This window comes from uncultured Algibacter sp., from assembly GCF_963976535.1.
In the GTDB taxonomy this organism is placed as follows: domain Bacteria; phylum Bacteroidota; class Bacteroidia; order Flavobacteriales; family Flavobacteriaceae; genus Algibacter_B.
On the sequence record NZ_CAXBLF010000076.1, the window covers coordinates 1 to 12,868 of the forward strand.

The following is a 12,868-nucleotide window of genomic DNA, read 5'->3' on the forward strand; positions in this document are numbered from 1 at the left end:
ATAAGCGGATTTAGAAATAGATTGATGGTTGGTTTTAATTGGGCGGTAAGCTATTTTACCTATGAAAAGAGCAACCGCGTGATTATCAGGAATTTTAAACCAAAATCAACAGCCAATAACACGAAAAAATAATTTAAACATGAAAAACACCACAAAAGAAAATAATAAGCTATCCTTAATAGGTTCCATATCTCTTGGTACAGGCGTAATGATTGGTGCCGGGATATTTGTTTTAATGGGGCAGATAGCAGAATTAGTGGGAGATTTATTCCCTATCGCCTTTATAGCAGGTGCCATTGTGGTAGGTTTCAGTTCATATTCTTATGTAAAGTTCTCAAATGCCTTTCCATCTTCTGGAGGTGTTGTTAAATTCTTTAATAGAGCCTATGGGCCAGGAACTACAACGGGGGTCTTTTCTTTGTTAATGTATGTGTCAATGGTGGTTTCAGAAAGTTTAGTGGCGGGTACTTTTGGGGCTTACACGCTTCGATTGTTCCCAGATAGTTATGCTGGTTACGCATCCATTCTTGGGATACTGCTTTTGGTAACTGCCTATATATTAAATATTTTAGGCAATAAAGTTATTGGAGCAACTGCTACCTTTACAGCAATTATTAAGGTTGCAGGTATTGCATTGCTAGCCATTGCTGGTCTAATAATTTCTGGGATTGCAGATATTACTGGGAATTATATTCCTAATAATTCCGAAGCTATGCCACAAGGACTTGCCTTTGTAGCAGCACTTGCGCTAGCGATTCTTGCCTATAAAGGCTTTACAACAATTACAAATCAAGGTGGAGATATTAAAAACCCTCATAAAAACCTTGGTAGATCTATTGTGTATTCAATTCTTATTTGCACGGTCATATATGTAGCATTGGCACTTTCTGTTGCAGGAGGTTTAAGCATCCCTGAAATAATCAAGGCAAAAGATTATGCCTTGGCAGCGGCAGCAGAACCCGTTTTTGGAGAATGGGGTTTATGGATTACTATAGCCATAGCAATTGTAGCGACCTTTTCAGGCGTGCTAGCTAGTATGTTTTCGGCATCGCGCTTATTGGGGATGTTAAGTAATATGAAACAAGTACCATCCTTAAAAAAATTAGGAAACTTTAAAAATCCTGCACTCATATTTACAGCTTCTCTTGCCATTTTACTGACTGTTCTGTTCGATTTAACAAGGATTGCTTCCATAGGAGCAATTTTTTACCTCATTATGGATATTGCTATTCATTGGGGGCTTTTCCGTCACCTAAAAAAGGACGTAAAATTCCAACCTATTATTCCATTAATAGCCATTGTAATGGATATTGCTGTACTCGTTGCCTTTCTTTATTTAAAATATCTGAACGACCCATTAGTACTCATCGTTGCGGCCATTGGCATTATTTTAATACTTGTTGCGGAACGGTTTTTTATGAAGTCGCATACAAATAATGAAGGTAATATGGAAATGGGTATGGAAACCAAATAAAAACTTTAAAAATAAAGATGACAACCATAGCAAAAACAATAGATAAAGTACTTATAAAAACTTTTTTAAAAAACTTAAGCGATCAAACATTCACGCTTGTGTTTTGGGATAAGGAAACCTATAAAATTGGGGAAGGGGAATCCAAATTCGAGATTATCATCCATAACTTTCCTAAGAAGAAAGCATTGCTTGCCGACCCCAGTACCGCATTAGCCGAAGCTTATATGGTTGGTGATATAGAGTTAGTGGGCAACCTACAGGAAATTATGGAAAGTATAATTCGCAATAAAAATAGCTTCATGAACGAAAGCAAATTGTTGACGATGTTAGGAAAATACAAATCTGTTGGAAAAAGGAAATCGGAACGCAACATTGCCCATCATTACGATATAGGCAACGATTTTTATGCACTATGGCTGGATTCGACCATGAGCTATTCCTGTGCCTATTTTAAAACGGAGTCTGACAGTTTGCACGAAGCTCAAATGAACAAGATACACCATATACTTAAAAAGCTCAACCTAAAGGGAGGTCAAACCTTATTGGACATTGGCTGTGGCTGGGGATACTTAGCTATTGAAGCCGCAAAGAAATACAAAGTAAAGGTATTGGGCATTACATTAAGTAAGGAGCAGCTAAAAAAAGGAGAAGAACGAATCAAGGACGAAGGCCTGCAGGATCTGGTGACCTTAAAATTAATGGACTATAGGGACTTGGAAAAGTCTGGTCTAAAGTTCGACCGTGTAGTAAGTGTGGGTATGGCAGAACATGTAGGGAAAGCCAATTTGTCCCTCTATTTTAAAAACGTAAACGCGGTATTGCAAGAAACCGGCCTGTTTTTATTGCACAATATTACCAATATGTTGGAAACGGAAGTTGACGGGTTTATTTCAAAGTACATCTTTCCAGGTGGGTACATACCGTCGTTAAGGGAAGAGCTGTATATCGCCGCAGATTTGGGGTTCCATACCATGGATATAGAAAGTTTAAGGCTGCACTATATGAAAACCCTGATGCATTGGGCAGAACGCTTTGAGGGCAGTATGGATAAAATCAAGACCATGTTCGATAGCGAGTTTATAAGAATGTGGCGACTCTACCTAAACGCTTGTGCCGCAGCATTTCATTATGCCAAGGTAGATGTACATCAAATACTAATATCAAAAGGGGCCAACAATCAATTGCCCTTAACACGGCAGTATATCTATGAGATAGATGCCCGGTAACAGATTTGCAGATCAATAGCGGATTTTATTTGGACCTTACATCCAAACCATAAAGAATAATAAATTGAAAAAAGAAAATGAATTATAACAATTTAAAAACAAAGATCATGAAACAACAAGTAGCAATTAAGGGAATGAGCTGTGGAGGGTGCACCCAAACTGTTGAAAAAGCACTGAAGCAAATTGAAGGGGTGAAAATGGTAACAGTAAGCCTAGCTCCACCACAGGCCGTTATACAAACGGATCATGTTATCAGCAATGCACAATTGCAGTCCGCTTTGGCAAAAGTGGGAAATTATAGAGTGGCCGGAAACGTCACAGATAACGAATCAAAAAAATCAGGTGGTTCCTGTTGTGGCTAATCAAAATCCAATATGGATTTCAGATAAGTAAATAAAGTGAATATGGATATGGAAAAATATGATGTTATCATCATTGGAGCAGGGCCTGCGGGTCTCAGTTGCGCAAAACAATTAGGGAATAGCAATTTGAAGGTGTTACTTGCCGAAAAAAATAGTGTAATAGGTCCTAAAGTTTGCGCTGGAGGTTTAACAGGTAAAAGTATAAAAACTTTAAATCTCCCAGATGAATTAATCGAATTTACATATAACAAAATTCATTTATTTAATAAAAATAATTCGTTTTATATAGAGGACGATTCAAATTTCGCTTATACCATTGACCGTAAAGTATTAGGACAGTGGCAGTTAAAACAGCTAGATGAATTTTCAAATATTGAAGTAAAAACAGATTATAGAGTATCAGAAATAACAAAAGAATATATAGTTATTAACGGTGAAAAAATAGGCTATAAACATTTAGTTGGAGCAGATGGATCAAGCTCTTTGGTACGAAGGTATTTAAAATTAACTACTGAGAAGATAGGTGTTGCAATTCAGTATATTATTCCTACTACTAAATATAAAGACTTTGAAATATACTTTGATTCCAATTTGTTTTCTGCTTGGTATGCCTGGATTTTTCCACATAAAAATTATGTATCTATTGGCTGTGGAGGCGACCCAAAAACAATTTCATCAAAACAGTTAAAAAAAAACTTTTCCACTTGGCTTGAAAAACACAATATTGATGTAAGTCAAGGAAAATATGAAGCATTTCCAATAAATGGAGATTATAAGGAATATCAATTTAATGGAAATATTTATTTGGCAGGAGATTCTGGCGGATTTGCCTCAGTATTAACAGGTGAAGGCATCTATCAAGCACTTATTAGCGGAGAGGAAATAGGCAAAATAATACTAAATAAAAATTATCACAGCCTTAAACTAGATGACTTAATAAACTTGCAAAGAAAACATCATAAAATTTTAGATAGACTAGTTAAAGCTGGGAAATTGAGACCATTACTGATAGATGTAAGTAAATATTTAGTGAAGTTTAAATTTTTTAGAAAAAAAGTGATAAAAACAATAGCCTGATATAACAAACCTTTAACACGAAAATGAAGGGAAATGGGTATCTTTAGGTGTAGCGGATTTAAACCCTTACCAAAACAAAAAAGTGAAATTATTAATTAATAAAAAATAAAAAAAATGAAAAATGTAGGATTAGTAGGATATGGAGTTATTGGAAAAAGAGTGGCCGATGCCATTAACGCACAAGATGACATGAACTTTGTTGGAGTTTGCGATGTCATCAGCGATTGGCGCATACAAAACGCCGTAAGAAAAGAGTATAATATCTATGCGGCAACCACCGAAGCCGAAAAACAAATGAAAGCTTCTGGCATTTCAGTAAAAGGCAATTTGCAGGATCTATTGGATAAAGTGGATCTCGTGGTCGATTGTACTCCAAAAAATATAGCGGCAAAAAATGTAGAAATTTATAAGAATCAAGGTATAAAGTTTATAGTTCAGGGTGGTGAAAAACACGAAACGACAGGCCATTCCTTTAGTGCTGAAAGCAATTACGAAACTGCAATTGGCTTAAATCAAACAAGAGTAGTTTCTTGCAATACAACTTCCATATTAAGAACTCTTGGAGCATTGAAAAGAGCGGATTTATTGGATTATGCTCGGGGAACATTGTTAAGACGAGCTACCGATCCGTGGGAAAGTCATTTAGGAGGTATTATGAACACCATGGTGCCTGAAAAAGACATCCCAAGCCATCAAGGGCCTGATGCTAAAAGCGTTGATCCCGATTTGGATGTTATCACTTCCGCAGTAAAAGTACCTGAAACTTTAAGCCACATGCACTATTGGAACGTAAAATTAAAAAAACACACCACAAAAGAAGATGTACTCAAAGCCTTTAAAACGTCTAGCCGAATTAAACTAATTCGCTACGACCAAGGTTTGGTTTCAAACAATACCATTAAAGAAATGTTTATGGATATGGGAAGACCATGGGGCGATATGTATGAAGTAGCGCTGTGGGAAGATATGTTGAAAGTGGTAGGCGATGAATTGTTCTATGCCTATGTTGTGGATAACCAAGCTATCGTAATACCTGAAACTATCGATGCCATACGAGCACTTACTGGAATTGAAACGGATGGCGCAAAGTCTATATTAAAAACAAATCAAAGCTTGTCCATTATATAAAGAGAAACGCTGATGAGCAGTACTGAGAAATCAATAAAACGATACAATCGCATAGCCAAATATTTTGACTCCATGGAAAAGCCAATGGGGACAAGTGGATTTGACCAATGGCGAAAAGAACTTGTGCAACAAGCAACTGGCAAAACACTGGAGGTTGGCGTTGGTACAGGTAAGAATCTTCAGTATTATGCGAAAGACGTTGACCTAACTGCTATTGATTTTAGTAAAAACATGCTCGATAAAGCAAGAGCTAAATACAATGATGACTTGCTAAAATTGAATTTTTTGGAAATGGATGTCCAAAATATGGATTTCGATGACAATTCCTTTGATACGGTAGTAACCAGTTGTGTATTCTGTTCAGTTCCAGATCCAGTAAAAGGCTTACAAGAAATTAAAAGGGTAATGAAACCGGGAGGTCAGTTTATTATGCTGGAACACGTAAGAAGCAGCAACAGAGTTTTGGGTCTTTTTATGGATCTATTCAATTTTATACCATTAAATATAGTAGGTAATAATATTAATCGTAGAACAGCTGAAAACCTAAAAAAAGCAGGGTTTACTAATACAAAAGAAACAAATCTTTGGATGGATATCGTAAAATTCTTCCATGTGAAAAATTAATTTCTGTGAAACTATAAAACTAATAAACTATGAACACATCTGATAATATAATAGAACACCTAGGAGATAGAGCTTCCTTTTATCTGAAACACGTTTGTGAAAAGATTACAAAAGACGAATTAAAGATACCTCAGGCTAATAATATTGACAAAGTATTTGCCAATAGCAATAGAAATCCACAGGTATTGCGTAGCCTTGCCCAATTATATAACCACGGAAATTTGGGAGGCACAGGCTATTTAAGTATCCTTCCTGTGGACCAAGGCATAGAACATACGGCAGCCTTTTCATTCTACAAAAACCCGGACTATTTTGATCCAGAGAATATAATAAAACTGGCTATTGAAGCTGGCTGCAATGGTGTGGCCTCCACTTTTGGAGTATTGGGTCTAAACGCTCGTAAATATGCTCATAAAATTCCGTTTATTGTGAAGCTCAATCATAATGAGCTTCTTACTTATCCCACTAAATACGACCAAACGCTTTTTGGAAAAGTAAAAGATGCTTGGAATATGGGAGCAGTTGCGGTAGGTGCTACCATCTATTTTGGTTCCGAAGAAAGTAACAGACAGTTAAAAGAAATAGCCGAAGCTTTTGAAGAAGCTCACAATTTAGGAATGGCTACCATTTTATGGTGCTATACACGTAACGAAGCTTTTAAAACGAAAAAAGAAGATTATCACGCGGCTGCAGATATTACAGGGCAAGCAAACCATTTGGGTGTAACTATTCAGGCAGATATTATTAAGCAGAAACTACCCACAAACAATTTCGGTTTTAAAAATATTGGTTTTGGAAAATATGATGATGACATGTATGAAACATTGACAACAGACCATCCTATTGACCTTTGTAGGTTACAAGTAGCCAACTGCTATATGGGTAAAATAGGATTGATTAATTCAGGTGGAGGCTCTAAAGGCGAGTCTGATTTGGTTGAAGCCATAACAACAGCAGTAGTTAATAAACGTGCAGGTGGATCTGGGCTAATTTTGGGCAGAAAAGCCTTTCAACGTCCTTTTAAAGATGGTGTGGAGTTGTTGCATACGGTACAAAGTGTATATCTGGATGATAAGATAACAATTGCATAGCTTATAATAGATTAAAAAAGTCCTTGACTAAATGCAGCGCATAAAACAAAAAAAAAATAGAATCCTAAAAATTGGCAAAATGACCTTATTAATTATTTTCTTATTACTTTTTATTCCAATTGGTATTATTGGTGGCTATGAGTATTTTAAAGTTATTAATGCGCCAAAATACAATCCAGAAACCATGCCATTAAATTACGAAATTGTAGGTTCTGGCAATAAAAAATTGGTGTTTATACATGGTTTAACAGGGTCTAAAAATTATTGGAAAAGCGAGTTGGAAACGGTTAGTAAAACGCATCAGCTGTTATTAGTGGATTTACTGGGATTTGGTGATTCTCCAAAACCTAATAGCGAATATAGTCTCAATATCCAACTAAATGCCTTGGAAAAGATAATTACCAAAGAAAATTTTAATGATGGCAATGCGGTTATCGTAGGGCACTCCATGGGAGCCATTATCTCACTGGCACTACTTGCAAAACATAACAATTGGTTCGAAGGTGCTGTTATTACAGGACTTCCTGTTTATAAAGACAAAAACGAGTTTAGGGAAATCATGTCTGGTCATGCCGTTTTTGACCGATTGGCATCGGGAAAATACGGGACACTTATTTGTATGCTGCATCCTATTTTTATGACTAATTTTTTTAAGCCTGATAATTTAACAGACGAGGTGTATGAAGATGCAAAAAAACATACATGGCAAAGTTATGCCAACTCCTTAAATGAAATCGTGATTAAACCCAATTTAGAAACATTTTCAAAAGCAATTAAGGACAAGAAGATTGTGTTTATTCATGGTACTGAGGATTCTTCAGCGCCGTATGAAGGTGCCAAAAAATATGCTGAAACATTTTCTAATGCTAAATTTATAACCGTCACAGGTGGCGATCATCAATTATTTTTAAAAGATCCAAACGCAGTATGGCAAACCATTCTAAATTATCACCAGTCTGAAAAAAAATCACAAACAAATAATATGAGATGAAAACTAATTCAATTAAACACATAGCCGTATTTACATCTGGAGGTGATAGCCCTGGAATGAATGCCACGTTGTATGCGATTGCAAAAGCTTCGGAAGCAAATGGTATAAAATTAAGTGGAATCCGCAAAGGATATGAAGGGGTGATTGATGGTGATTTAGTATCATTAAATTCTAACGAACTCAAAAATGTCACTCAAAAAGGGGGCACTATCCTAAAAACGGCTCGAAGTAAACGCTTTATGGAATTGGAAGGTCGTAAAAAAGCATTACAAACCCTAAAAACAAACAACATCGATGCTTTGATTGCCATTGGTGGCGATGGGACGTTTAAAGGACTACTAGCTTTTTCAGAAATATGTGACATCCCATTCATAGGGATTCCCGGAACCATTGACAACGATATTTCAGGAACAGATTACACCCTAGGTTTTGATTCCGCAGTAAACACAGCCATTGAAAATATTGATAAAATACGAGATACTGCCGAATCCCATAACCGTGTATTTATTGTGGAAGTAATGGGAAGGGATTCAGGTTACATCGCTATTCATTCAGGACTGATGGTAGGTGCGGACGCCATCCTTATTCCCGAAAGCGGCAAAGACTTTATTTACTTATTAGATAAGATTAAAAATTACGATAGCGAAGATGCCTTTCTTGTCGTGGTTTCTGAAGGCGATGAAATAGGAGCCGAACTGGTTTCATCAAAAATTAAGGAAGTCAATGCCAATGTCGATTTACGTATTACAAGGCTTGGTCACGTGCAACGTGGAGGTAATCCTTCAGCTCTAGATAGAATGTTGGGCATTAGGCTAGGAGTGGCAGCTGTTGATGCATTATTGCAAGGAAGAAAGAACATAATGGCTGGTGTATTGAACAATCAATTACATTTTACCCCTTTTGAAGAGGTGGTTAAAGAACATCAGGTAAATAAAGAACTACACCAACTATTAGAATTATTTGGCAAGTAAAAATAAAAAAATATAGTTAAGAAACACCTCTGGGGAAATTTTGAACGCTTTACACATTATGAGATAAGCACCGTAAAGATACTCAAGGTAAACCCATACGAAGAACTAAGCCTTCAGTTTCACTATAACAGGGAAGAATTCTGGAGGGTATTGGAAGGAACAGGAAGTTTCGTAATTGGCGACAAAACAAACGTTGGCCAAAAAGGGGACGAATTTTTTATCCCAAAGGAAACCGTGCATCAAATAAAAACAGCCGATGCTTCATTAAGCAGCCTTGAAATAGCTTATGGCAATTTTGATGAAAATGATATTGTCAGACTAAAAGACAAATACAACCGGGAAAACCTCAAATAAATACAGTAACATGAAACATCCATAACTAAATCTTGATACCCAAAGGAATGATTAAATGGATGCTACATAGCCTGCTCCGACAATTTCGGAGTGACAATTAAAAAAACGATAAATATAAACACATGAAACATAAAAAAAGCAATATAAAATCGATAGAAAAAAAGGGAATAATCTTAAGCCCAACAAAAAACCCTTTTGAAAGCAACGGCGTGCTCAATCCAGGAATATTTCAAGAGGGCGAAGAGGTACATATCTTTTATCGTGCTGTGAAAGAAGGTAACTTTTCCACCATTGGATATGCCAAAACCAATGCGCATTTGAATCTTATAGAAAGGAAAACGAGCCCATTGATAGCAAGTGAATTTGACTATGAACAACACGGTGTGGAAGATGCACGTATAGTTAAAATTGAAGACACCTTTTATTTAACATATACAGCCTATGATGGGGTTAATGCCATGGGTGCTTTGGCAATCTCCAAGGACATGAAACGTTTTGAGAAAAAAGGAATCATTACCCCACCAATGAATTACAAGGAGTATAAATTTCATTTAGAACACTGTAATCAGGATAAACTCAATCCAAAATATTTCCATTACTACAACCTTTTTGCCGAATTGGGAATTGTAGAAGAAAAACATAGGCTATTGAAGGACAAGGACATTGTACTCTTTCCCAGAAAGATAAACAATAAGTTTGTAATGCTACACCGTATATGGCCTGGGATACAAATAGTCCAGTTTGAAAAGTGGGAAGATCTTACCAAAGAATTTTGGGAGAATTACATGAAGAATCTTACCGATCATATCCTTATGGATCCGCTCTACGATTTCGAAGTGAATTACCTGGGAGCAGGATGCCCACCCATAGAAACAGAAGAAGGTTGGCTAATGATCTATCACGGCGTTTGTGAAACCAATATCGGAAAAACATACCATGCGGCCGCAGCACTCCTAGATATTGAAGATCCAACAAAAGTAATTGGGAGGTTGCCCTACCCCTTATTCTCCCCATCAGAGGAATGGGAACTGAAAGGCGTGGTAAACCACGTGGTATTCCCTACAGGAACTGCTTTGTTTGATGATGACCTCCATATCTATTATGGCGCCGCAGATTTACATACCGCGGTAGCTAAAGTGAGTCTACAAGAACTATTAAATGAACTTAAAAACTATTCATAAAAACAATATAGATTAAAGTAGAGAGATCAATAAATCATTAAATTAAAAAACTTATGAAACCACTAGATAAAAATTTAAAATTAATTTTCATTTCATCGTTTCCTCCTAGAGAATGTGGTATCGCTACTTTTACACAAGATCTTGCAAATACTTTGAATAATATTTACGGTTGCACACTACCTATTGAAATTTATGCTTTAGAAAATAAACCAAGTAATTTTAATTATATAAAAGATGTTACCGATGTTTTACACACGTTTAATATTAATCAATATAGAAAAGTAGCCGATGCTATAAATGAGCGCAACGATGTAGGGTTAATTTGCATTCAGCATGAATTTGGACTTTATGGTGGCGAATATGGCAGTCATATCTTATCTTTTATGCTTGCCGTAAACAAGCCTGTTATTACCGTTTTTCATACTGTACTACCTAATCCTGACACTAAAAGAAAAAGTATTGTTCAAGCAATCAATAATCTTTCGGAAAAAATAATTGTTCAGACTAAAAACTCCCACACAATATTAATGGAAGATTATAATATTAGCGCTGAAAATTTGGAGATAATACCGCATGGTACTCATATTGTTTTATGGAAAAACAAAGCAACACTGAAGGAAAAGTATTCCTTTAAGGACAAAATCATTCTTTCTACGTTTGGCCTTTTAAGCGAAAATAAAAATGTTCAAACCGTGCTATACGCATTACCTGAGGTTGTTAAAAAACATCCCAATGTCCTTTTTTTAATTCTAGGTAAAACACATCCAGAGGTTATTAAAAATGAGGGTGAAAAATATAGAGAGCAATTAGTAGCAATCATAGATAAATTAAACCTTCAAAATAACGTAAAATTTATTAATAAATATTTAGCTCTAGAAGAACTTTTAGAGTATCTCAATCTTTCAGATATTTATTTGTTCTCTTCTAAAGACCCTTTTCAAGCGGTAAGCGGAACATTTGTATATGCTATGAGTGCTGGATGTCCTGTAATTTCTACACCCATACCTCATGCCAAAGAATTAATTGATGACTCTAACGGAATATTGCTAAATACGTTTCACGACCCATATCCATTTCAAAAAGCCATTTTAGAACTCATAGAAAATAAAAATAAGCGCGTAGAGCTAGGTAAAAATGCATTTTCAAAAATGCGGGCAACAAGTTGGCAAAATGCTGCTATTGCATACGGTAAAATATTTGGGGAAATCACCAATAAATCCGAAGATTTAAGTCTTCAAATTCCTCAAATAAAAATAGATCATTTAAAAGAAATGACTACCGATTTTGGGGTCTTACAGTTCTCAAATTTTGGAATACCAGACCCAAATTCGGGATATACATTAGATGATAATGCCAGAGCATTAATTGCGATGACCATGTATTATAAGAATTATAAAGATGAAGATATCCTAAAATTAGTAACCCTTTATTTGAACTTTATAGAATTTGCGCAACAAGAAAACGGGAGTTTTAAAAATTATATAAACCTAGAGAAAGAATTTACTTTACAAAACAAGGAAGTAAATCTTGAAGACTCAAATGGTAGAGCTGTTTGGGCTTTGGGATTCTTACTAGCACAGAAAAATTTGTTTCCCAAAAGTATCGCAATCAAAGCTCAAAAATGTTTTGAAAAGGTCTTGTCAAATTTAGGCGACTTTGCATCGCCAAGAGCTATTGGTTTTGCATTAAAAGGGTTGTATTATTATAATCCTTGTGCGCAAGAATCTGTTCTTGAATTAACAAATCAGTTAATAGGTAAGCTCATGGAATATTACCAACTCACAGCGAAACCTGATTGGAATTGGTATGAAGACTATTTAACTTATGCCAATAGCATCCTTCCTGAAGCAATGATGTATGCCTTTTTAATAACTAAAAATGACACCTATAAAGAAATTGCCGAAGTGACCTTTGACTTTCTATTATCTCAATATTTTATGAAAGGAAAAATACAAGTAATTTCAAATAAAGGATGGTTTAACAAACGTAATAAACGAACTTTTTTTGGGGAACAACCTATTGAAATTGCTTACACCATTTTTACTTTAGAACTATTTTACGAAGTCACAAAAAAAAGTAAATATAAAGATCAGCTCGAAATTGCCTTTAGCTGGTTTCTTGGTAACAACCACCTTAATCAAATTATGTATAATCCAGCTAATGGTGCTTGTTACGATGGTTTAGAAGAATACAATATTAATATTAATCAAGGCGCAGAGTCCTCTATATGTTACGTTATGGCACTTATGGCAATGGATAATTGTATTACCAAAAGTACTACACCTTACCAACTAAAGGCAAGCAAACTTTTTATCTGCGATTGCAATAGTGAACAATGTAGCCACCAATTTAAATTTAGGGAAAAATCCAGTGACAATTTTATAAGTAA

At 35.6% G+C, this 12,868-nt stretch carries 12 protein-coding genes; all 12 read left to right on the forward strand.

Annotation, left to right across the window (positions count from 1 at the left end):
- The first annotated feature begins 139 nt into the window (after positions 1-139).
- Positions 140-1,474, forward strand: a complete 1,335-nt coding sequence (locus tag AAC024_RS14455) for an APC family permease (protein ID WP_339896207.1) — start codon at positions 140-142, stop codon at positions 1,472-1,474.
- 17 nt (positions 1,475-1,491) lie between these two features.
- Complete coding sequence (locus AAC024_RS14460; protein WP_339896208.1) at positions 1,492-2,700, forward strand: cyclopropane-fatty-acyl-phospholipid synthase family protein; 1,209 nt, start codon at positions 1,492-1,494, stop codon at positions 2,698-2,700.
- Positions 2,701-2,807: 107 nt separating this feature from the next.
- Positions 2,808-3,062: a heavy metal-associated domain-containing protein gene (locus AAC024_RS14465; RefSeq protein ID WP_339896209.1), complete on the forward strand. Its 255-nt coding sequence runs from the start codon at positions 2,808-2,810 to the stop codon at positions 3,060-3,062.
- Positions 3,063-3,104: 42 nt separating this feature from the next.
- Positions 3,105-4,139, forward strand: a complete 1,035-nt coding sequence (locus tag AAC024_RS14470) for an NAD(P)/FAD-dependent oxidoreductase (RefSeq protein ID WP_339896210.1) — start codon at positions 3,105-3,107, stop codon at positions 4,137-4,139.
- 114 nt (positions 4,140-4,253) lie between these two features.
- Positions 4,254-5,267 (forward strand): type II glyceraldehyde-3-phosphate dehydrogenase, encoded by a 1,014-nt coding sequence (locus AAC024_RS14475; protein WP_339896211.1) that lies wholly within the window; start codon positions 4,254-4,256, stop codon positions 5,265-5,267.
- Positions 5,268-5,279: 12 nt separating this feature from the next.
- Complete coding sequence (locus AAC024_RS14480; protein WP_339896212.1) at positions 5,280-5,891, forward strand: class I SAM-dependent methyltransferase; 612 nt, start codon at positions 5,280-5,282, stop codon at positions 5,889-5,891.
- A gap of 29 nt (positions 5,892-5,920) precedes the next feature.
- Complete coding sequence (locus AAC024_RS14485; protein ID WP_339896213.1) at positions 5,921-6,982, forward strand: class I fructose-bisphosphate aldolase; 1,062 nt, start codon at positions 5,921-5,923, stop codon at positions 6,980-6,982.
- A 79-nt stretch (positions 6,983-7,061) separates the two neighbouring features.
- Positions 7,062-7,973 carry an alpha/beta hydrolase gene (locus tag AAC024_RS14490; RefSeq protein ID WP_339896214.1) on the forward strand — a complete coding sequence of 304 codons (912 nt, stop codon included), beginning with the start codon at positions 7,062-7,064 and terminating at the stop codon, positions 7,971-7,973.
- Positions 7,970-8,944 (forward strand): ATP-dependent 6-phosphofructokinase, encoded by a 975-nt coding sequence (locus AAC024_RS14495; protein WP_339896215.1) that lies wholly within the window; start codon positions 7,970-7,972, stop codon positions 8,942-8,944. Before AAC024_RS14490 ends, AAC024_RS14495 begins: the two co-directional genes overlap by 4 nt.
- A 12-nt stretch (positions 8,945-8,956) precedes the next feature.
- Entirely contained in the window at positions 8,957-9,298 is a 342-nt protein-coding gene (locus AAC024_RS14500) for a phosphomannose isomerase type II C-terminal cupin domain (RefSeq protein ID WP_339896218.1), read from the forward strand.
- A gap of 122 nt (positions 9,299-9,420) precedes the next feature.
- Positions 9,421-10,479: a pesticidal protein Cry7Aa gene (locus AAC024_RS14505; RefSeq protein ID WP_339896216.1), complete on the forward strand. Its 1,059-nt coding sequence runs from the start codon at positions 9,421-9,423 to the stop codon at positions 10,477-10,479.
- A 53-nt stretch (positions 10,480-10,532) separates the two neighbouring features.
- Positions 10,533-12,868: glycosyltransferase (locus tag AAC024_RS14510; RefSeq protein WP_339896217.1), on the forward strand; the 2,336-nt coding region annotated here is incomplete at its 3' end.